The sequence below is a fragment of the Thermanaerovibrio velox DSM 12556 genome (genome assembly GCF_000237825.1).
GTDB lineage: Bacteria > Synergistota > Synergistia > Synergistales > Synergistaceae > Thermanaerovibrio > Thermanaerovibrio velox.
In genome coordinates, this window is sequence record NZ_CM001377.1 from 1,336,754 (window position 1) to 1,358,855 (window position 22,102).

General features: G+C 59.8%; 17 protein-coding genes. 2 read left to right on the forward strand and 15 right to left on the reverse strand.

Annotated features, from left to right (window positions below):
• Genes recD2 through THEVEDRAFT_RS06510 form a run of 4 tightly spaced genes read right to left on the reverse strand, consistent with a single transcriptional unit; the run spans position 1 to position 6,609 of the window.
• Positions 1-2,172 (reverse strand): SF1B family DNA helicase RecD2, encoded by a 2,172-nt coding sequence (recD2, locus tag THEVEDRAFT_RS06495; RefSeq protein WP_006583919.1) that lies wholly within the window; start codon positions 2,170-2,172, stop codon positions 1-3.
• A gap of 3 nt (positions 2,173-2,175) precedes the next feature.
• Positions 2,176-3,474: an L-cysteine desulfidase family protein gene (locus THEVEDRAFT_RS06500; RefSeq protein WP_006583920.1), complete on the reverse strand. Its 1,299-nt coding sequence runs from the start codon at positions 3,472-3,474 to the stop codon at positions 2,176-2,178.
• Positions 3,475-3,510: 36 nt separating this feature from the next.
• Positions 3,511-5,136, reverse strand: a complete 1,626-nt coding sequence (locus THEVEDRAFT_RS06505) for an amidohydrolase (protein WP_245522626.1) — start codon at positions 5,134-5,136, stop codon at positions 3,511-3,513.
• A gap of 33 nt (positions 5,137-5,169) precedes the next feature.
• Positions 5,170-6,609, reverse strand: a complete 1,440-nt coding sequence (locus THEVEDRAFT_RS06510) for a leucyl aminopeptidase family protein (protein ID WP_006583922.1) — start codon at positions 6,607-6,609, stop codon at positions 5,170-5,172.
• Between the two features lie 218 nt (positions 6,610-6,827).
• Between THEVEDRAFT_RS06510 and THEVEDRAFT_RS06515 the strand changes: the two genes are divergently transcribed.
• Positions 6,828-8,213, forward strand: coding sequence for an NAD(P)/FAD-dependent oxidoreductase (locus tag THEVEDRAFT_RS06515; RefSeq protein ID WP_006583923.1), 1,386 nt, complete (start codon positions 6,828-6,830; stop codon positions 8,211-8,213).
• A gap of 109 nt (positions 8,214-8,322) precedes the next feature.
• Here THEVEDRAFT_RS06515 and THEVEDRAFT_RS06520 read toward each other — a convergent pair whose 3' ends face one another.
• Positions 8,323-11,025 carry a M16 family metallopeptidase gene (locus THEVEDRAFT_RS06520; protein WP_006583924.1) on the reverse strand — a complete coding sequence of 901 codons (2,703 nt, stop codon included), beginning with the start codon at positions 11,023-11,025 and terminating at the stop codon, positions 8,323-8,325.
• Between the two features lie 73 nt (positions 11,026-11,098).
• Positions 11,099-12,886: an ASKHA domain-containing protein gene (locus THEVEDRAFT_RS06525; protein WP_172634036.1), complete on the reverse strand. Its 1,788-nt coding sequence runs from the start codon at positions 12,884-12,886 to the stop codon at positions 11,099-11,101.
• On the opposite strand from THEVEDRAFT_RS06525, the gene THEVEDRAFT_RS09480 reads away from it, so the two are divergent.
• Positions 12,885-13,496, forward strand: coding sequence for a hypothetical protein (locus THEVEDRAFT_RS09480; RefSeq protein ID WP_156787133.1), 612 nt, complete (start codon positions 12,885-12,887; stop codon positions 13,494-13,496). The genes THEVEDRAFT_RS06525 and THEVEDRAFT_RS09480 overlap by 2 nt on opposite strands.
• Before the next feature lie 5 nt (positions 13,497-13,501).
• Here the strand turns inward: THEVEDRAFT_RS09480 and THEVEDRAFT_RS06535 are convergent, their stop codons facing one another.
• The 9 genes from THEVEDRAFT_RS06535 to THEVEDRAFT_RS06575 all read right to left on the reverse strand — a co-directional run bounded on the left by THEVEDRAFT_RS06535 (position 13,502) and on the right by THEVEDRAFT_RS06575 (position 22,099).
• Positions 13,502-13,957: a GNAT family N-acetyltransferase gene (locus THEVEDRAFT_RS06535; RefSeq protein WP_006583927.1), complete on the reverse strand. Its 456-nt coding sequence runs from the start codon at positions 13,955-13,957 to the stop codon at positions 13,502-13,504.
• 6 nt (positions 13,958-13,963) lie between these two features.
• The gene (locus tag THEVEDRAFT_RS06540) at positions 13,964-15,250 is read right to left on the reverse strand and encodes an adenylosuccinate synthase (protein WP_006583928.1); all 1,287 of its coding nucleotides are present in this window, start codon (positions 15,248-15,250) and stop codon (positions 13,964-13,966) included.
• Positions 15,247-16,233 (reverse strand): divergent polysaccharide deacetylase family protein, encoded by a 987-nt coding sequence (locus THEVEDRAFT_RS09190; protein ID WP_006583929.1) that lies wholly within the window; start codon positions 16,231-16,233, stop codon positions 15,247-15,249. The genes THEVEDRAFT_RS06540 and THEVEDRAFT_RS09190 overlap by 4 nt, the downstream gene beginning before the upstream one ends.
• 5 nt (positions 16,234-16,238) lie before the next feature.
• The gene (locus tag THEVEDRAFT_RS06550) at positions 16,239-17,396 is read right to left on the reverse strand and encodes a S41 family peptidase (protein WP_342610153.1); all 1,158 of its coding nucleotides are present in this window, start codon (positions 17,394-17,396) and stop codon (positions 16,239-16,241) included.
• Positions 17,397-17,525: 129 nt separating this feature from the next.
• Positions 17,526-18,728 carry a murein hydrolase activator EnvC family protein gene (locus THEVEDRAFT_RS06555; protein WP_006583931.1) on the reverse strand — a complete coding sequence of 401 codons (1,203 nt, stop codon included), beginning with the start codon at positions 18,726-18,728 and terminating at the stop codon, positions 17,526-17,528.
• Positions 18,729-18,755: 27 nt separating this feature from the next.
• Entirely contained in the window at positions 18,756-19,640 is an 885-nt protein-coding gene (locus THEVEDRAFT_RS06560; protein WP_006583932.1) for a cell division protein FtsX, read from the reverse strand.
• On the reverse strand, positions 19,627-20,322 hold the full coding sequence (locus THEVEDRAFT_RS06565; RefSeq protein ID WP_006583933.1) for a cell division ATP-binding protein FtsE: 696 nt from the start codon (positions 20,320-20,322) through the stop codon (positions 19,627-19,629). The genes THEVEDRAFT_RS06560 and THEVEDRAFT_RS06565 overlap by 14 nt, the downstream gene beginning before the upstream one ends.
• 6 nt (positions 20,323-20,328) lie before the next feature.
• Entirely contained in the window at positions 20,329-21,270 is a 942-nt protein-coding gene (locus THEVEDRAFT_RS06570) for a transketolase family protein (protein ID WP_006583934.1), read from the reverse strand.
• On the reverse strand, positions 21,257-22,099 hold the full coding sequence (locus THEVEDRAFT_RS06575) for a transketolase (RefSeq protein WP_006583935.1): 843 nt from the start codon (positions 22,097-22,099) through the stop codon (positions 21,257-21,259). The genes THEVEDRAFT_RS06570 and THEVEDRAFT_RS06575 overlap by 14 nt, the downstream gene beginning before the upstream one ends.
• Positions 22,100-22,102 lie beyond the last annotated feature (3 nt).

Genomic DNA, 22,102 nt, shown 5'->3' on the forward strand with positions numbered 1-22,102 from the left:
TTACAAACTGCCTCCTTTTATCAACGACGAAAGGCGCCACTTCAGCGCCCCGTATCTGCACACGTCGGATTTGACCTTAACCGCCATGGAAACCGCCCTGCGGGATCCCACTAGGACCGCCAGCCGCTTAGCCCTGGTAAGGGCGGTGTACAAAAGGTTACGCTTAAGCATGGAGGAGTGCTGGGACAATACAGGCACCACTACCGCCGGATACTCGCTGCCTTGGGACTTGTGAATGGTCAGCGCGTAGGCCAACGCGATGTTCCGCTCCCCATCGGCCCCAACCTTAACTGGCCTACCCTCGAAATCCAAGACCAGCCCGTCCCCCTGCGCTTCCCTCACAATGCCTATGTCCCCGTTGTATATATCAAGATCGTAATCGTTCTTGAGCTGTATCACCTTATCTCCCCTGCGTATGGCCCCCTCTCCACGCCTCAGGGGCTCCCCCGATGGGTTCAACACCTCCTGCAGCCTAAGACAAAGCGCCCTGGCCCCGACCTCCCCCTTGTGCATGGGGGTAAGCACCTGAACGTCCCACATGGGATCAAGACCAGTTCGCCTGGGTATCTCGTACCCCACCAGCTCCGCCACCAGCTCCGCCGCGGCGATCGGATCCTCCTCCTCCACGAAGGCGAAGTCAAACCCGTCATCCAGTGACGGCATCTCCAGCTCCTCTCCCCGGAGTATCCGGTAGGAGTTGCTAACCACCAAGCTCTCCTCCGCCTGCCTGAACACTCCGCTAAGCTCCACCTTGGGCACCGCCCCAGAGGAGATCAGGTCGTTCAGCACCGTGCCAGGCCCTATGGAAGGCAACTGGTTCACATCCCCCACCAGAACAAGGGAACAGCCATCCCCAAGGGCCGATAAAAGCCCGTGGAACAGCGGAAGGTCCACCATGGAAAACTCGTCAACCACCACCACGTCCGCCTCCAGGGGGGCTCCACTGCCCCTCTGGAAACCACCGGACCTCGGATCGTACCCCAAGGCCCGATGAACCGTGCTGGCCTCCAATCCGGTGACCTCGCTCATCCTCTTGGCCGCCCTGCCGGTTGGGGCCATCAGAAGCACCTCAAGCCCCATGGATTCACAAAGCGCAGCGGTAAACCGAAGCAGGGTGGTCTTACCAGTCCCTGGACCTCCGGTTATCACGAATATCCGGTGAGAAAGGGCCCCCTTCACCGCCTCACGCTGGGGACCCTCAAGGGTCATACCCCACTGCCCCTCCAGGGCGGATATCATAAGATCCAGCTCCCACTTCAACCTGGGCCCACCAGAGGCGGCCAGGTCCATGACGGCCCTGGCCACCTCCTCCTCCGCTCTCCTGAGAAACGGGTGATATATGCACTCCATCCCCCCAAGGATCTCCCGCTCCAGGGTCCCCATCTGACACAGCAGTTCAAGCCTCTGGGACAGCAGGTCCGCCCTAACGTTGAGAAGCCTCTCGGCCCCACGCAAAAGGTCCTCCTGGGGCAACATGGAGTGCCCATCATCTATGGAACGCCTTAAGACAAAGACCAGACCGGCATCCAGCCTCTCGGGGGCATGATCGTCAAACCCCATCCCCTTGGCTATCTGGTCCGCTGTCACAAAACCTATACCCTTCACGTCATAGGCCAGCTGATAGGGGTTGTTCCTTATCACCTGAGGGGCCAGGTCTCCGTAGGCACAAAATATCCGATCCGCCATGGAGAACCCTATGCCGTAATCCATGATCTCCATCATCACATGGCGCCTATGCCGGTGCTCCTCCCAACGCCTGCGGATCTCATCCAGCCTTTTAGCCCCAATTCCAGGGACCTCTAAAAGCCTCTCCGGATGGTTGTCCAGCACCTCCAGGGTATCACCGCCGAATGCCTCCACGATACGCCTCGCAACCGAAGGACCCACCCCAGGTAGCAACCCGGAGGACAGGTATCTAACAAGCCCCTCCTCAGATACCGGCATCTCCACCCGGAGCTTCTCGGCCCGGAACTGAAGACCGTAACGCTGATGTCTCCCCCACCTTCCCAACAGGGACAAACGCTCCCCCGCCATGATCAGGGGAAAAGAACCCACCACCGTAACAGTCTCACCCTCCGGGGTGACCACTTTGGCCACCGTATACCCGGTTAGATCATCCCTGTAGGATACCTCCAGGACCTCTCCCCTGATCCTGTCAAGGTCCGGGGTCAACCCTTAAACCCCCCCGCCAAGGCCGGCGAAGGATCGATCCAGTATGCCTATGATCACCTTGTCCACGTCCCTCATGCCATCCTGGTTGACCTTGGCCACGTTCTCCACCGAGGCCTCGAAGGCACAGGACAACACCCCCTGGGGTTTGCAAAGGGACAACCCCGAGGCGGCCATCCTTGCCGCCAGGTAAGCCTCGTGGGAACCGGTACCCACCTTGAGGGCACAGCTCTCCTTGGCCCCGTCGCACAACATGCCCGCCAGGTTCGCCAATACCATCTCCATGGCGGACTGAACCCTTTGAACGTCACCGCCCAGCAAGAGACACATCCCCGCCGCAGCACCCGCCCCAGCGGCCACGGAACACCCGCAAACCGGGGAAAGCCTGCCAAGCCGGCGCTTCACAAAGCTGGTGGACAGATGGCTCAACGCCAAGGCCCGGGCAATCTGCTCCCTGGAACAACCCAGCTCATCCCCCAGGATGGCCACCGGAAGTATTGCGGTTATCCCGTGGTTACCGCTGCCGGCGCTGCTCATGACGGGCATCTGAACACCCCACATGCGGCTGTCCGCCGCAGCGGTGGCGGTGGCCCTTATCCTAAGCCCAAGGTCACCATTGGAGGCATCCATTATGCACCTTCCCATCCCCAAGGAACGACCATCACCGGATAGCCCCACCTCCGCCACCGCCATGTTCATCTCCACTCCCCGCAGCAGGAACTCCTGGTCCTCAAGGTCCATCTGCTCCAGCATGGCGAACACATCGGCGTACGACTCCGGCAGCTCATCGTCCCCGCAGGAGGACCCGGAATGGGCAGAGATCTCTTGGTCCTCATAAACCACCTGGCCGTCCAACATCACCTTGGCTACCCTGTCATGGCTTCCGGAAACGAGGCAAACCGCCTTGTGACTTGGGGTAAACACCGCGGAAAGCACGTAAACCCCGGTCCTGCCAGGATCGCATACCACGCTCACCCGCTCCTCATCTACCCACGCCCTGGCCCTTTCCACATCCGCCTCAGTGGTGTCCTTCAACACCTCCAGGCCATAGGCGGACTTGCCAACCAAGGCACCCAACGCAGCGGCCAAAGGATTGCCCTTGGCCCCGTTAGCCCCGGGTATCCCCACCGCCATCCCGTTCTTGTAAATGCTGGAACTCACGGTAACCCTAACCGCCGCCACATGCTCCCGGTCGCTAAGCTCCTCACAGGCCCTGGCCACGCTCAAAGCCACCGCCCCAGGCTCGGTACATCCTAGGGCAGGTCGCACCTCCCTGCGGAGGAACCCCTTAAGAGTTATAGCCAAAATCACCTACTCCCCTCATCGCCGTCAAAGCTCATCCTACCTAAGGTAGCGGATCTTACCGCCACACACGGTAAGCCCCACCTCCACGCCACCTATCCTATCGGGCTCCACCCTAAAAGGATCCTCCAACAGGGCTATGAAGTCCGCGGACTTGCCAACCTCCAAGGACCCCCTATTCCTCCATCGGCCGCAAACCTTGGCGGCTCCGCCGGTGTAAAGCCAGAAGGCCTCGGATATGTCCAGTCTCTGGTTGGGCATCCAGCCATGCTCTGGCTCCCCGTGCAGATCCTTACGGGTCACCGCTATCCTAATCCCCTCCAACGGATCGGATATCCCATAAGGAGCATCAGACTCGCCTGAAAGGGCTACCCCGCGGTCCACCATGGTCTTCCAGGCGTAGCTGTTCCTTGCCCTGTCGGGACCCAAACGGTCCAGTATTATCTTCCAATCGTTGGCCAAGAACAAGGGCTGAATGTCCGCCGTAACCCCCAGCTCAGCCATGCGGCTGTAGAGCTCGGGATCCCCAACCTGACAGTGGAGAACCCGGGGGGGCAAACCGGAGGAGCCCCCCACCTGGAGGCTCTCAAAGGCACTCACCGCCTGGGCAAGAGCCCTGTCTCCTATGGCATGGCAAGCCACCTGACAGCCCAGGGGCTCCACCGCCCTCATGAGGAACTCAAGCTCCTCCTGGGTAAAGGCCAGAAAGCCCCTCTCCGAAGCGGCATCCCAATAGGGCTCGTTAAGGGCCGCCGTCCTCGCCCCTATGGTACCGTCCAAAACAAGCTTCACCGGCCCTATACCACAGTGCCTGGGCTTCACTGCCCTGAAGAGCCGGAGCGCCTCCTCCAGCTCCTCCAGCTCGGACCGGGAGCCTATCCTGAAGATGAGGTCAACCCTCAAAGGAAGACGCCCCTCCTTGTCCTCCTCAAGGTAGAACTCCGCCATCCTCTTAAGGCTCCCAAAGGCAGAGAGATCATCACTCTGAACCCACGTAACACCCTTGGCCAGCAAGGCCTCACAGGCCCTCTTGAGCCAACACCTTAGCTCATCCTCCGAGGAGACAGGCAGCCTGGAACGCACCCACATGAGGGCTTCCTCGCTCACAACCCCGTTGGGAACGCCATCAAGGTCGGTCTCAACGAAGGGCCCCGCCATCCTGGGGTCATCCATGAGCCCAAGCTCCCTCAAACCAGGGGTGTTAAGCACCCCCACGTGCCCACAGGCCCGCTCATAGAATATGGGCCTCTGATCACTTATTAGGTCAAGGTCCCTCCGGGTGGGGAAACGCCGCTCCTCCAAGGACTCCTGATCCCATCCCCAACCGATGTGCCATCCCCTGGAAGGATCACCTTCCACCGCCTTGCGGCCCATACCAATCATCTGAGGTATGGACGAGGCCCCCCTAAGGTCCAATGACACCAAGGACCTTCCATACTCCATCAGATGAAGATGGGTATCCCCAAAGGCGGGGAACACAAAGGCCCCCTTAAGATCTAGAAGGGTGGTCCTATGGTCGCATCGGGCTATGACCTCCTCATCGCCTCCGATGAACTCCAGCACCCCATCCCTGGCGAAAAGGGCCGTGGCCCTCCCGGGAGGCGCAAGGGGATAAACCACGCCGTTGATTATCCCTATGGTAGATCCTCGCTCCATGGGATCCATCTCCCTTTAAATTCAAATGCCCCTTCGGGATCCTTAAGCCAAAAGCCCCTTCATCCACCTTATTAATGACCGAGCCCCAAAGCCGCTGGCTCCCTTAACCAGGTGCCCCCGGTTCTCGTTCACCACGTCCACGCCGGCTATGTCCAGGTGAGCCCAACGCTTCCCACCGGACACGAACTCACCCAGCAGCATGGCGGCGGTTATGGCACCACCATACCTGCTGCCACACTGCGCCAGGTCCGCCACCGGGGATTTTATCCCCTCCCTCAAGGTCTCGTCATCAAGCGGAAGCCGCCAAACCCGCTCCCCCGATCGGTTGAACGCCTCCGCAAGCTCCCCCGCCAGGCCGTCGTCAGGGCTGAAGAGCCCCGCGGTGTTCTCCCCCAGCGCCACCGCACAGGCACCCGTAAGGGTGGCAATATCCACCACGTAGTCCACGTCCTGCTCGCACGCGTAGGCTATGGCATCCACAAGGGTCATGCGCCCCTCCGCATCGGTGTTCAGTATCTCCACCGTCTTCCCCGAATAGGTCTTTATTATGTCGTCCGGCCTGTATGCCCTGCCGTCCGGCATGTTCTCCGCAGCGGCTATTATCACGTGTAGATCCAACGGAAGGCCCAGCCGGCAAGCTCCCAAAAAGGCCCCCAACACCGCACAGGCCCCGGACTTATCCCCCTTCATGGTCTTCATGGAGTCCCCAGGCTTTATGTTAAGACCCCCGCTATCAAAGGTGAGCCCCTTGCCTATCAGGGCCACCCTCGCCTTCGGAGACTGGACCTTGCGGGTTATATGGATGAACCTAGGGGGATTGGAGGACCCCATGCCCACCGCAAGCACCGCGTTCATCCCCTTCTCCTTCATGGCGGACTCGTCCAACACCGTAACCTGACAGCCGAAACGCTCGGCTAAATCCCTGGCCCTCGACGCCAGCTCCTCGGGGGTAACCACGTTGCCCGGCTCGTTGGCAAGATCCCTGGTGTAGTTTTGGGACTCCCCAAGCACCGCCCCCTCCGCCATGGCCTGCTCCTGGCCTCCCATGACGTGAACCTCGTCTGGAACCACGAAGCGGTCATCCTTGTCCTTTGCCCTGTACCGGTTGAACCGGTAGGTTCCAAGCACCGCCCCCTCCGCCACGGAAAGGCCCTCGTCACAAAGCCCTGAAGCCGCCACCATGACCCTTGAACAGCCCTTAGACGCCAGGGACCTCATGGCCTCGGCGGAAGCTACCATCACGTTACGGGATGAACCGTCACCCACCCCCGCCAAAGCCACCCATACCCCAGAGGGGGAAACCCCAAGAGCCCTCTCCTTCGGCTTTCCATTGAAGCCCTCCGCAGCGGCCAACAACGACGTAAAATCCGCCGCCTCCTTCGGCATACCTAGGGATGAAACAACCTCCCCCTCCTTCAGCAACACCACAATACCTTTTACGTCATCCGGAAATGAACGACCGTTAAGGCCAAAGAACTTCAACCTCCAACCCCCCCTTGTGGTTTTTGCTCTATGATACACCAACTAAAAGGTGAACGTATCGTAAAAAGGCCTGTCATTCCCATAAACATATCCGCTTAACCGACCGGGCTTGGAAGTTTTAGAATATATCCCAGTTTACAAATTAGCCGCTTCCATATATCATGCCCCTTTGGGATTTCGGCCGGTCAAGAGATCCGGCCTTGTTGGGAGGGGATCCTTTGCGATACGACGTTATCCTGGTGGGAGCCGGTCCTGCTGGAATATTCGCCGCCCGGGAGCTTGTAAGGGCTGGCAAGCGGGTGGCATTGGTAGACAAGGGAAGGGACATCAAGAAGCGGCACTGTCCCCTCAAGGAGGGGAAGACCGACCGCTGTGTCCACTGCACCCCATGCAACGTGGTCTGCGGCTGGGGGGGAGCTGGGGCCTACAGCGACGGCAAGCTCACCTTAACCCCAGAGTTCGGGGGTAACCTGGAGGGGTACTGCGGAAGGGATGAGCTGATCCGCCTGATAAACGAGGTGGACAGGGTGTACGTGGAGCATGGGGCAAGCCAGGAGCTGTTCAGCCCCAACGATTCGCTGGCCGCAAGCGTAATGGACAGGGCGAGGAGGTCCGGGCTTCAGGTCATACCGGCAACCATAAGGCACATGGGCACCGACCGCTCAAAGGACATACTGTCCAGCATAATGAGGGAGCTTGAGGACAAGGCGGATATAATCCTTAACAAATCCGTGGAGTCCGTTTCCGTCAAGGACGGCAAGGTCCAGGGGGTGGTCCTGTCGGACGGAACGAGGATCGAAGCCGATATGGTGATGCTTGCTCCGGGACGAGAGGGCGCCCCTTGGATGGAGCAGACGGTGCGTTCCCTGGGACTCGATATAGAATCCCTGCCGGTGGACATAGGAGTAAGGGTAGAGATCCCCGCCGCGTGGGCCAAGGAGATAACCGATCAGTTCTACGAGATAAAGGCCGTGCTGGACACCCCAACCTTTGACGACAAGGTGCGCACCTTCTGCATGTGCCCCAACGGAGAGGTCACCACGGAGTACCAGACCCATCACGGGATACTAACCGTCAACGGCCACTCCAACCGGGACCCGGACAAGCGAACCGAAAACACCAACTTCGCCATACTGGTTTCCACCCAGTTCACCAAGCCCTTCAACGACCCCAACGGGTACGGCAGCCACATAGCAAGGCTTGCGAACATGCTGGGGGGGACCGTCCTGGTCCAGCGCCTAGGGGACCTCAAGCGGGGCCGAAGGTCCACCCAGGACCGGATAGCCCGGGGGCTCGTAAGGCCCACGTTAAAGACCGCGGAGCCCGGCGACCTGTCCTTCGTCCTGCCCTACCGGCACATGAAGGGCATAATGGAGATGATCGAGGCCCTGGACTGTCTAATGCCCGGGATAAACGGAAACCACACCCTGCTGTACGGCGTGGAGGTAAAGTTCTATAGCTTGAAACTAAGCCTCTCAAAGTGGCTGGAGACCAACATAACGGGCCTTTACGCCGCCGGGGACGGGGCCGGGGTCACCAGGGGAGTCATCCAGGCCTCCGCGTCGGGCATATGGGCCGCCAGGGGGATGCTGCAAAAGCTCTAAGGCCCGGACCTGCAAAGGGTGATCAAAAAATGCCAGGGGCCTCGATCCCAAGAGCCCCTGGCATTTTTGCACACTTGAAAGTCCTCTTACACCGATCAAGAGGACCTGGCTATTCGAAACTGCCGGCCTCAACGATGAGGAAGGCCCCTTCCCCGGATAGATGCCTTCTAAGCGCCTTCAGCGCGGAATCCGGAGTCACCTTCGATATGGCCTCCTCCATGGCCCTATGCCACAGGAAGTCCCTGCCCAGGAAGAGGTCCTTCTCCAGCTGTCTTGGGAGCCTCCCGTCCTGGGAGCGGTCCACCTTCACCCCCTCGAGGATGAACGACTTGGCCCTCTCCACCTCCTGGGACGAAAACCCTTCGTTTAAGGCTCGCCTCAACTCATCCCTAAAAGACTCCTTAACCCTCGGCACGTCCTTGGGGGACGCTATGGCCCAGAACTCCAGCCTTCCCGAGTCGTCCGGATCGAAGACCCGCAATGAAAGCCTTACGCCGTAGCTGGTTCCGTCATGATGCCTTATGCGCCGTGCAAGCCTGGAGTCCAGCCATCCCCCTCCCAGCACGTTAACCGCCACCAAAAGGTCCGGGTAATCGGGGCTCTCCTGGTTTATCCTAACCGGGGACCAGGCAGCCACCGTTGCATTGGGCTTGCCGTTCACCTGAACCCTCCGGACTCCCCCTTCCACAGGGACAAACGGATACTCAACCCTGCGGTACCGCACCTTGGGGCTCCAACCGGAGAAGAGATCCTCGAGCTTCTTCCTGAGCCAGTCCCCATCCACCGGGCCCACCACCCCTAGCTGGCCCTCTGAAAGACCAAAGAACTGGCGGTGGAAGGCCTTGAGCTCATTCAGACCCACGGACTCCATGCCCTCTAGGCGCTCCTTCATGGTCAAAGGACGCCTTACATCCCCCTTGTGGTAGGGGTTGAAGGCCTCATCGAGCACCTCCTCCGCAAGGGCGGACGGGTCATCCATCTGATCCTCTATCTCGGAACGAAGCTCCAGTTTCAGCGTACTCAACTGCTCCTTGGAGAACCTGGGCTCCTTAAGACACAGGGCCACCAGATCCAAAGCCTTGCCGAAGTTCTCGGAAGGGGCTTTGAGATCCACTGTCACCCCGGTTGGGGATCCCGAGAAGGATACCAAGGCCCTCATCTCGTCAAAGGCCCTGTCCAGCTCCTCCCTAGACATGCCCCCCGCCCCTCTGCCGAGGTAACGCCCCATCAGCTCCCCGATGAGGGCCTTGCCTTTAAGATCCTCGGGGGTGCCTATTTCAAGTCCCAGCCTGGCGTAAACCCAGCCTCCCCTGGTCCTCTTGTCGATAAGCCCCACCTTCAAGCCGCCCAAGGTAAAACGCTGAACCCGCCTCTCCATCTCGTCCAGCGTTACCCCCAGCGACTCTCCCTCCATCAAGGGAGACTCCGCTGCCCGCCGCAGCTCCTCCTCCCCGATCGGCTCCCCATTGGGGACCATAACCCTGACATCCGAGGAGGAGGGCTCGAATATCCCAGCGGTCCTGTTGTACCTAACCAGGTAGCGTTCCGCCAGGGCGTTCACTTCCTCCGGGGTTACGTCCTCAACCCTGGACCTGTGAACGAAGAAGAGCCGCCAGTCACCCCTTGCAACCCACTCGGTCAGCTCCACCGCCAGTTCGTCCGGGCTGGCATACTTAAGGTCCATCCTCTTGAGTATCCTCTGCTTCGCCTGATGAACCTCCTCGGCGGTAAACCCTCTCCTTCCCTCCACGGAATCTACCATGGCCGCAAGGGCGGATTCCGGATTGGAGCCCCCGGGCAGCTGCGCCAGGGCTATGGCGGTCGAGGAGTCCTTGAACATGAAGGCCCCGGCCCATACGGCACCGGCCACCCCCTTCATCACCAAGTCCCGGTACAGCCTGCCAGAGGGTTCCGCCCCTATTATCTCCATCAACACCTGGAAAGCCGCAGCCTTCCTGGATGAGCCCGCGGGACCATGGTAAACCAACCCAACCGCACCATACTGACCGGGAAGGTACAGCTTCACCATGCGCTCCCCATCCTGACCTAGCTCCTGGCTCACCATCCTAGGCACTGGATAGGAAGGCACCTCTATGGAACCGAAGAACCGCTCAACCTCCTTAAGGACCACCTCATCCTCAAAGGGGCTGGAGATGATGAGAACCCCGTTGTCCGGCCTTACGAAGGACCTGTAGAAATCAAGCACCCGGTCCAACGAAAGCCTCTCAAGATCCACCCGGTTCCCTATGGTGGGCTTACCATAAGAATGCCAATCGAAGGCCACGCTCTCCATCCGGTTCATGAGGACCGATATCGGGTCGTTCTCACCCCTCACAAGCTCATTGATCACCACGCCGCGCTCCTTATCCAGCTCCTCGGCGGTTATCCTGGCCTTGGTCATCCTCTCGGACTCCAAGGACAGGGCCCAGCGAAGGTTTTCCAAGCGGGCCGGAAGGGTCTGGAAGTAACAGGTCCTGTCGGTCCAGGTGTTGCCGTTCGCCCTGCCTCCCCTAGAGGCTATCTCGCTCGGGATGTCAGGATGAGACGGGGTACCCTTGAAAAGCAGATGCTCCAAAAGATGTGCCAGCCCCCTCTCTCCGTCCCTCTCGTCGGACGAACCCACCCGGTAAACCACGTTGACCGTAACGTTTGAAGCCCCGGGATCACGGATGAGGAGCACCATCAAACGGTTCGCAAGGTGGTACTGGTTCACCCCACCCATGGAAACCTCGGGCAGAGGAGCGGAAAATGCCCTTGGAACAAAGAACAAGAGGATCGCAAGGGACGCTATAGGCAGTATGAACAGCTTCAAAGAAACACCTCCAATGGACAACTGTAGGCAGTTTTCAATGAGACACGCAGGTCCCTTCGGTACTCCGAAAGACCTATCCCGGATAAGACTCCCCAAGGTCAAGACACCTCATGAGCCGTTCCTTAAAGTCATCCCGGTCCAAAGATACGTGGCGGCACCTGGAAGCCAGTTTTTCCACCTCCCTCATAGCTTTTTCACCCCCGAGCAGCACGGAGAGAAGACCCTCCAACACCCCATCCGGGGAGAAGTGTATCCTGTCCCTCCACGGGGGAGGCAACATGCCGGTCCTTATGAGATCTACAGCCTCAAGGGAACCACCGAACAGCCCGGACACCACGCAAAGCTCCACTTGGGACTCCCCTATCCCAGCCTCCTCAAGGAGGGTCTCAATCGCCGCCCTCACCGCCCCCTTGGCCAGCTGGAACTCCCTTACATCCCTCTGGGTTACCCAAAGATCCACGTCCCCGCCCAGCCGAAATCGAAGGCCCAGACATGGCTTCATCCGTCCGGACCTGTCCAGGACCTCCATCTCCCTCATGAGCGACACCGATGAAACCAACCCGGATCCGCAAATGCCCTTGGGCTCAGATCCCCCTATGACATCAAGTTTAACATCCCCGCCATCCAATCGGACCCGGTGAACCGCTCCCGGCAGGGCCGGCATGCCGCAGGACAGTCCATATCCCTCAAAGGCGGGACCCGCTGCAGTTGAGGCCCCAAGGGCACCCCCTGAGGTCCACAACAACACCTCCCCGTTGGTACCAAGGTCCAGAAGAAGCCTCGCTCCCCCCGACCTATGACGGTAAAGAAGTGCCAAAGCATCAGATCCCACGAAACCCCCGATGGAAGGCAACAGCGTCAACGGACAACCAAGGTCAATCCCAAGCCCAGATGCCCTCTCCGTCCTGCTCCTTAAAGTCCAGGGCAGAAAGGGCCTCTCCGAAAGCCCCGCCGGCGGGATCCCAAAAAGGAAGCTCCCCACAACCGTGTTGCACCCCACCACCATCTTGACCACTCGGTCTGCTGACGCCCCGGAGGACTTAAGAAGCTCATTAATCGCTTCGTTCAATGACAGGACAAGAAGGGACCTCAGCTCATCGGAAAACCCTTCAATGGCCCTGACGACCCGGCTTATAACGTCACGCCCCAACCGGCGCTGACGGTTCTCAACCCTTAACCTGCCCAAAACCTCCCCGGACCGAAGGTCCACCGCCGCCACCTCTATGGTGCTGCTGCCAAGATCCGCCGCCAAACCAAGGGGAGTAACACCCAAAGGGGCCACCATCACAACCCGATGGTCAAAAACCCACCCCACCGCCTCAGGTTCCCCCCGGGAAAGCATCTTGGCAAGCCCTTCCAACGCAAGGTCCGACACCGCCTCGGGAGGGCATGAAAGCCCGGCACTGCTCCTCAACAGGAACTCCTCAAGGCTTGAGGTCCCAACCATGGCTTCCCGGCGCAGGTCTAGCCGGAAGGGCAACGCCCGGGATGCGGCGTCCTCCGGAACAGCCAAGGCGTGGGATCCATTGGGGCCCGAAAAAATAGGCTGAGGAGGGTCATCAAGGAAGACCTCCGCATGCCCCAATAACCTGGCAGTACAAGCGAGCCTTAAATCGCCGGGCATCAGAGCCTCCCTCGGGGACCGCCCGGAGAGGCCGCCGGATGCCCTTACGGTACAACCCCCGCACAGACCAAGGCCCCCGCAAGGGGACTCCACATCACGGGCGAAACCGGCGGCCTTGAGGGCTTCAAGCAGGCTGATCCCCCTTGGAAGCTCCATCTCAATCGTAGATCCCCTCCTGTGGACCCTTAAAACCGGCATGTTTACTTTCACCTCCCGGAGCGTAAAATCTACCATCATGAGGATATCCGAAGGAAACGCCATGTTGAGCTTCGGCTTCAGGGTACCCCCTGCCTCGGGGGACGCAAGGGTCCTGGCGGAAAGGATGAAGATCCCACCCCACCACAGGGCCCTGGATGTGCTTGGAACACTTCGCTTCAGGGTTACAGGGCTGGGCAGGGTTTTCGCCCTTTCGATCTTCGAAGACGTCGTAGGCGGAGATATGCCGTGCCTGCCGCCGGATACCCCGTGTCTTGGAGCCATCGTGTGGTCCTTGGAGGAGCTTCCGCCATCGGAAAGACCCGTCCTGGAACAGATGATAAGAAACGGTGCGGCCATGGCGGGGCTAGAAAGGGCCATCAACTTCTTCAAGCTCCTTCTTGCGAACCTGTCGGGCTTCAATCACGTAAGGGCCCTCTTCCCAGGAAGGGACGTCCCCCTTAATGTCCAAGGGCGGCTCGCCTACCTATTGAACAGCGATTCGGCTGGGATAAGCTTAAAAGAAGATCTCCTGGTGCCGGAGGACTCGCTTTCCACCCTTTTGATCCCCGTCTGCCATCCGGAGGACACGGGCCTTGACGATCAGTGCGGATCCTGCGGGGACCTGGGCTGCCCCTATAGGCGACCCTAAGTTTCCTAAATGTTGAACGGCAGCTCCGTCTCCCAAAGCTCCCCGTCCTCCCCGTCGGAGTAGTAACCGGGGACCAGCTCAACCCTCCTAAAGCCCATGGCGGAGTAAAACCCCATGGCGTCCCGGTTGGATGACCTTACGTGAAGCCTGGCCCTAAGGCACCCCTGTGCCATGGCCATCACCTCCATGGCACACATGAGCTGGGACCCAAGCCCCAGCCTCCTGAAGTCCCTATGGACCCCTATCCTCACGACCCACGCTTCGTCCCCACGAAGCTCCCAAACGAGGAACCCCCTGAGCTTCCCCTTAAGGAACATACCAATCACCGCTCCGCCCCGGTCGGAAGCCACGTGATGAAGAAAGAGTCCCCTGCTCCACGCAGGGGACCCACACATGACATCCAGCTCCTCCAGGCAAAGAACGTCCTCCACCCCGCAGAACCGGATCTCGCCGATTATCAAGGCCCGCTAAAGCCCCCTTATTATGGTGGCCTCCCTGGCAGGACCCACCCCCAGCAACACCACCGGGACCCCGCAGTACTCCTCTATGAAGGCCACGTAATCCTTTGCGGCCTTCGGCAGCTCGTCAAAGGACGTACACCCGGAGATGTCCTCGTTGAAACCCTTAAGGGTCTTGTACACCGGCTCCGCAGCGGAGAGCATCCGATGATCCGTGGGGAAGTAAACCGTTGAGCTCCCGTCTATCCGGTACTCCACCGCCACGTTTATCTGCTCCAATCCGGACAGGACATCAAGCTTGGTAAGGGCTATGGCGTCAAGGCCGTTAACCATAACCGAGTATTTTAAGGCCACCAGGTCAAGCCAACCGCATCTCCTGGGCCTTCCAGTGGTGGCTCCGTACTCGTTCCCCACCTCCCTAAGCCTAGAACCTATCTCGCAGTTGAGCTCCGTGGGGAACGGCCCCTCTCCCACCCTGGTGCAATAGGCCTTCGCAACCCCGATGACCCGGTCTATCCGGTTGGGCCCCACGCCGACCCCGGTACAGGCACCGCCGGCCGTCGGGCTGGAACTGGTGACATAGGGGTAGGTACCGAAGTCCACGTCAAGCAGCGTGCCCTGGGCACCCTCGAAAAGCACTCCCTTGCCCTCATCAAGCGCACGGTTCACTTCCACGTAGGCATCCCCAACGTACGGCGCCAGCTGGCACCCCCACTGGATCGCCCGGTCCATCAGGTCATCCATCGCCAAGGGCTTCTCACCGTATATGCGGGTGAGCAAGAGGTTCTTGCTCTCCAGGTTCAAAGCCAGCTTCTCCCTCAAGACCCCCTCGTCCAAAAGGTCCCCTATCCTTATGCCCACCCGGGCGAACTTGTCCACGTAACAGGGGCCTATCCCGCGACTGGTGGTGCCTATCCGCTGGGAGGCGCTCCTCTCCCTCTCGGATAGCACGTCCAGGGTCTTATGGTAGGGCATCACCACGTGGGCATTGCGGCTTACCACCAGCCTCGCCCTGTCCTTTCCCCTCTCCCGAAGCTCCCCAAGCTCCGCCAAGAGCTGGTCAGGATCCACCACCACGCCACCGCCTATGACGCAGGTCTTCCCCGGGTACAGCATCCCCGAGGGAAGCAGGTGAAAAACGTGTTTCTCCCCACCTGCTATTACCGTATGACCCGCGTTTGCCCCACCCTGATAGCGGACAACCAGATCAACCCTGTCCGCCAGGGCGTCGACCACCCGTCCCTTGCCCTCATCTCCCCACTGGGCCCCTATTATCACTTCCGCTCTGCGCTTCATCTCTTTCCTCCTCCCCCTTCCCCGGCCACCTGGGTGAGCCTCACCAGATCAAGCCCCTCCGGCATCGGCAGCTCCCCCCTGGAAAGCCTGGAAAGGACCTCTATGGTGCCGGGCCTTGGATGTCCTATGGCTACCGCCCTGCCCGACCTGTAGGCCCCCGAAAGGGCGGCCATCAAAGCCCGCTCCTCACCACCGGGGACCGCATCTATGAAGTATCGGTTTCTAAACGCCTTAAGCCCCATCTCCAAGGCCACCGAGAAGGCCACGGATTTCGGGTTGGTCCTGCTGTCCAGGAAGAACCACCCGGGCCTCTGCGCCTTGAGAGCCCCCAAAAAGGCCTCCATGGCAGGACGGTCTGCGGTGGCCCCAGAACCTCGATGGTTGTTAACCCCCACCGCCCCGGGCAGTGCATCAAAGGCCGCCTTAGCCCTATCCCTTATCTCCTCCGGGGCCATGTCAGGAGCTACCACCATCCCCTTAGAACTCCCGTCCGACAAGGCCTTCATCGGGACGTGAACCAGATATGGTATTCCCTTGGACTCCGCTATCCTAGCCACCTGGGACGCATGAGGAGCACCGGGTATTATAGCCCAGGTCATGGGAAGCTCCAAGGAGGCCAACCTCCGGGCGGCTTTAACGTCATACCCCATATCGTCCACCACTATCGCAAGCCAACGCCTGGGTTCCCCCGACCTATCCACCCCCTTGGCGGGTCGGGGAGGCGTGAGATGAGCACCATCTGCCAGTGGCCCCTTACCCGGCTCATCCGCCGATGCCACTGGGGCTTTACGCCCGGGCTCAACCAACGGGTTGTCCTGAGGGGCAGCCTTACCGGGAACCCCGCTTTCGGCGGCATCATCCCGGGCTACCTCAAGAGCCCCACGATCCCACAGACGGTCGAATACCTCCAAACCCTCCCGCCAAAACCTGCCGACGAAAACCACCAGGAGAAGGATAAGGACCGCCCATAAGAGCCGACGCACCCTTGCTACCTCATGGACTTCAAGATCTCAACGCCCTTCCTGACCTGAGGGTCCTTGGCAAGATCCCCCATGGGCTCCCCGGACACCTTCACGTCCGGGTTCAATCCCACCTTGTCTATCATGCGTCCCGAAGGGGTGTAGTACCGGGCGATGGTAACGTACATGCCCGCCCCATCGGGCAGGTTGAACAGGGTCTGAACGGACCCCTTGCCGAAGCTCTTGACCCCCACAAGCTTGGCCCTCCCATGATCCTTAAGGGCCCCTGCCACTATCTCCGAGGCACTGGCACTGCCCTCGTTGATGAGCACCACCAAAGGTCCCTTGAACTTAACCCTTCCGGAGGCGTACATGGCTTCGTTGGCCCTGTCAACCCTTCCCTTGGTGCTCACCACAAGATCCCCATCGTTCAGGAAGCAGGAGGCCACGTCCGCCGCGGCGTTAAGGAGTCCGCCGGGGTTGTTACGAAGATCCAAAACAATGCCCTTAGCCCCCTTGGAAGAGGCCCAAGCCACCGCCTCCGCCATCTCCTGCCCAGCGGTCTGGGTGAAATGGGCAAGCCTCACATAGGCGTACTTGTCCTTGAGCATCTCCTTCCGAACCGAACGGATCTTTATGATCTCCCTGATGAGATCGAACTTAATTATCTCATCCTTGCCCTTGCGACGAACCCAAACGGTTACCTTCGTCCCCGCCGGGCCCCGGAGCATGTTGACCACCTCATCCTGGTTCATCCCCACCACTATTTTGTCCCCAACCTTCACTATCTCATCCATGGGCTTAAGGCCCGCCCGCTCTGCAGGGGTGCCCTCCATGGGGCTTATGACCAGCACCTTGCCATCCCGCTGCCCCACGTACATGCCTACCCCTCCGTACTGACCCTCCATCTCTATGCTCTCTTCCTTAAGCTGGGAGGGATCCACAAACCGGGTGTAGGGATCCCCGGCGGCGGCAACCATTCCCTTCATGGCCCCATAGAAAAGCTTCTGCTCCCCGGGCAGCTTGTCCGCATCAACATGGTAAAGATCTATTATAGCCCTTGCCTGCCTGAGTATGGCCATGTTCCTGGGGGAGAAGGGGTCCTTGATGGAACCCTGCTGAATGCCATCCCCCGCCATGGCAGCCATAACCCCCGTTACCGCCAAGGCCCCTATGATGACGCCCAATACAAGATCTCTGAAGCGTTTGAACAAGGATCTCACACTTCCCTTCGTCCTGCGCAGTGGAATGAATGTCAACGGGTAGACCCCCAGGCCCACACCGCCAGACCTTCTGGCAAACCCAGCTTCCGCGTTCTACTGCAGGTAACCCCTCGGGTTTGTGGCCTTCCCGTTGACCCGGACCTCAAAGTGAAGGTGCGGCCCCGTGGCAATGCCGGTGCTCCCAACCCTACCTATTACCTCTCCACGGCCAACCTTCTCTCCCTCGTTTACCTCTATCTTGGAAAGGTGGGCATACACGGTGGTTATATCACCCCCGTGGTCAAGTATTATCACCTGACCGTAACCTCTTAGCCATCCGGCATACAACACCTCTCCGTTCTCCGCCGCCCTTACGGGATCCCCATGGTTGCCCGATATGTCTATCCCGGTGTGCATTATCCTGGTCCTGAAAACCGGGTGAACCCTTACCCCAAAGGAGCTTCGGATCTGCCCAACCACCGGCCAGGCGAGGCGTCCTCCCTTATAGTATATGACCTCTTTAGGCGCCGATGCCTTGATCTGGGCCGCCCGGGCCCGGGCCTCCGCAAGCCTTCGGCGCTTCTCCTCCATCAACCTGGTTATGGTGGAGTTTATGGCCTGCTCCATCCTCTGGTACTCCTGAAGCTCCGCCAGGTGCAGGCTCTTCTCGCTCCTAACCCGTTTCAGCAGATCGTTCCTCCTGTCCGAGGCCACCTTCAGCCGATACTTGTTGTCCTGCAGGTCCTGGTTCTGCTTCTCCAGAAGTGCCCTCTGCTCCGCCAGCTCCCTGTGGGCCATGCTCAGCCGGGTCTTCCGGTCCGAGAGCTCCCTTATGAGCCGCTGGTCCTGATCCGCTATCCTACCCAAAAGATACGAGGTGGAAAGGGCATCCATCGCACCAGGAGCCGACAGGAGCAGGTTGAACTCCGCTATGCCGCCATACTTGTATATGGCCACCAGCCGGGCCTTGAGAAGCTCCTTAACGTAATCTATCCTGGTGGAGGTGTTCCGTATCTCCGACACCAGCTGCCTCATCCGTTCCTTCACCTTCTCACGCTGAAGGCTCAAAACCGATATGCGCTGTTCCGTCACCGCGATCTGCTGGGCCAAGGTCTCGATCTCCGAGATGACGTCCCTCTCCTTGCCCTCCATCTCCTTGACCTTCCTCTGGTGATAGGATATCTGGCTTTGAACCTGATTAAGCCTCTTCTCCTCCTGCTTTAGGCGCCTCTCTAGATCGGAGGCCCCGGCGGCATAGGACCTTTCGCACAGGACCGCCAGCAGGGAAAAGGCTAGGAAGAACCGCTTAAACCCCATGGTTCCCACCGTTCCAATCATCCACGGCTAAAGGGGCTTAAGGGCCCTTCTGATGAAGCGCTCCACCGCCAGGAAGCTCGCGAAGAAGCTCACCAAGGCTCCCCCTCCCACCAGGACGCCACCAAGCCTCACGAGCAAGGAAGAGTCGTTCAAGAGCTCAAGGAAGGGCAGGAAGTCCTTGAGCCTCTCCACCGCTGCCCCGTAGGAGAAGGCTAGCATCACGGAAGAGCAAAACGCCCCGAGGCTCCCCAAAAGGACCCCCTGTATTATGAAAGGCATGGCCACGAAAGACGGGGTGGCCCCCACCATGAGCATTATGGCGATCTCCTCCTCCTTGGAGTAGACCGCTATCCTTATGGTGTTGAAGAGGACGACACCGCTTGCCGCCACCGCCACCAGCAGGACCGCAAGGGAGAATCGGCCCGCGAACCTGGACAGCTTTGCCAGCTTCTCCGCCAGCTTGCCAGCGTACACCACATCTTGAACCTCGTCCACCGCAACCAGCTCCCTCGCCACGATGGGGACCGACGAGGCCTTGTCCACCCAGACCTCCACGCTGGGAGGAAGGGGGTTCTCTCCCAACAGGGTTATTGCCTGGGCTTGGCTTCCCAGCCGGGCCTTCAGGCGCTCAAGCGCCTTGGCGGGGGTTATGACCTCCACGGCCCTCACGTGGGGCATTCGACGCACCCTCGCAGCAAACCCGTTAAGGTCCACGTTGGGGGAGACATAGGCCTGAATGGACAACTCCCCCTCCAGGTTCTTCACCACATGCCGGGTGTTAAGCACGAAGAGGATGCTGGATCCCATGAGGTAGAAGACCGCGGCGGAGGTGAACAGGGTGAGAAAACTCAAACCCCAGTGCCGAAAGACCAGCCTTAAACCGTCCCTTATGGCATACCTAAAGCTCCCCATCTATCTCGTACCTTCCCCTCTTTTCATCTCTAACCACTCGCCCCATCTTGAGTTCCACCACCCGCTGCCTATAGGAGTCCACCAGGTACTGGTTGTGGGTGGCCATGAGCACCGTGGTCCCCATGGCGTTTATGGATAGGATGAGCTGCATTATCTCTTCCGCGGTATGAAGGTCCAGGTTGCCCGTTGGCTCGTCCGCCAGCAGTATGGACGGGGAGTTCACTATGGCCCTGGCTATCGCCACCCGCTGCTGCTCACCCCCTGAAAGCTGCGGTGGGTAGAGAAAACGGCGCCGCCAAAGGTTCACCCGCTCCAAAACCTCGTCGGTCCTCTCCTTAACCTCCCTAGGCGGCATCCCAAGCACTTCGAGCACGAAGGCCACGTTCTCGAAAACGTTAAGATGCGGCAAAAGGCAGAAGTCCTGATAGATAACCCCCACGTCCCGCCGGAACAGCGAAAGATCCACACGGCTTATCTTCCGCAAACTGTACGAACCCACCATGACCTGACCCCTGGTGGGCATTACCTCCCTGGTTATGGTCCTCATCAAAGTGGTCTTCCCCGATCCGGTGGGACCTACCAGATATACGAACTCCCCCTTGGGGATCTCAAGATAGACATCCTCCAGGGCGGTTATGTCCGGATGGAAGATCTTGGTCACCCCTGACAAACGAATATCCATGAAATGCTACCTCCTGCGCATGTTCAAAACCTGCACCGCCGCCCCAACTATCCTTCCGCTGGTGAGACCATAGTACTCCCGAAGCTCCTCATCGGACCCGCTTTGGCCAAACCGATCGTCTCCGCACACAAGCCTAACCGGCACGGGATACTTGGAGGACAGGCACTGGCAGACCGCACTGCCGAGACCACCGAAAAGACTGTGCTCCTCCGCAACCACGCAGCACCCGGTCCGCCTCACCGATGAAAGGACCACCTGTTCCGCCAGAGGCCTTACGGTGTAACAGTCTATTACCTCCGCGTCTATGCCCTGGCTCGAAAGCACCTGGGCGGCCTTTAATGCCTCGTGCACCATGATACCACAAGCACATATCGTGACCCCCTCCCCCTGGGTGAGCAGCCTAGCCCCCCCTATGGAGAAGTCCCCTTCGTCCAATCCGGTGAGATCCCGCAATGCCCGCCTGGTGAGCCTCATGTAGGAAGGGCCCTTCAAATCCACGGTAAGCCCTGTAAGCCTTCTGGTGGATACCCCATCGCAGGGGACCAGAACCGGCATCCCCGGCATGGCGGTCATGAGGCCAAGGTCCTCCACCATCTGGCTTGGAGCCCCGTCGGGCCCCATGTCAAGCCCTCCGCAGGGGCTTACCAGGTGAACCTCCAATGACGGTATGGCCACCGAAGACCTTATGAGATCGTACGTCCTCCCCACCAGGAAGGGGCTGGAGGATGACACGAACACCCTCTTGCCCCCCAAGGCCAGTCCGGCAGCGGTGAGCACCATCTCCTGCTCAGACATCCCCGCCACGAAGAACCTTCGGGGGTACATGCTCTTGAACGCTCCGGACAGGGTGGGCTCCCTTGAATCCAGGACCACCAGATCCTCGATCTCCTCCCCCATGGCGCACAACGTCTCCTCGTAAGCGATCCACAGGGGGCTAGGTTCTCTCATCGGAAGGTCTCCTCCCATCTGATTCTATGGAGCTTATCGCCACGTCCACATCCTCCCGGGATAAGGGACCCCTGCAGGACGAACCGCCGGGCAGGAGAACCCCCCCGGCCTCCCGGGTCCTCAATATCACCGCCTTGGGCGAGTCTACCCCCATGATGGAACGGAAGGTGGCGTCCATGGACATGAAATCATGTCCATCCCCCTCCGCCACGGTCCAGCCAAAGGACTCAAGCTTTGCCTTTATGGTGTCAACGCTGTCCACGGGACCCCACTGCTCCTTGCCGTGATCGGTAACGTTTATCACCGCCACCAGCCCACCAAGCCTCCTGAACGACGCGGAAAAGGCGGCCTCCCACACGGTCCCGTCTCGAAGCTCCCCATCTCCCATGAGGCAAAAGGTCCTGCAGGGCATTTTGTCCATCTGAAGCGACATGGACAACCCCACCGCCATACCCAACCCCATCCCCGACGGACCGGAAGGGGCATCCAAACCGGGTATCCTGCGGTACTCCGGGTTCCCCTGAAGAAGGGCCCCCAGACGACCGAAGCTCCAAAGCTCTTCCCGGCTGAAGAAACCGCGCCTTGCCAGTACGGCGTACAGCACCGGAGCGGCCCTACGTTTGCTCAGGATGAACCTGTCCCTCCTGAGGTCCCTGGGGTTTGACGGATCCACAGAAAGGGCCTCCCAATAAAGGTACACCAACAGGTCCGCCAAGGCCAATGAGGACTCCAAACATCCGACCTTGGCCAGGCCTATCATCCTCACCACGTCCTTGCGGACCTCCCGAGCTATGGATATGAGCTCCTTAGACCTTTCCTCACTCAACACGGC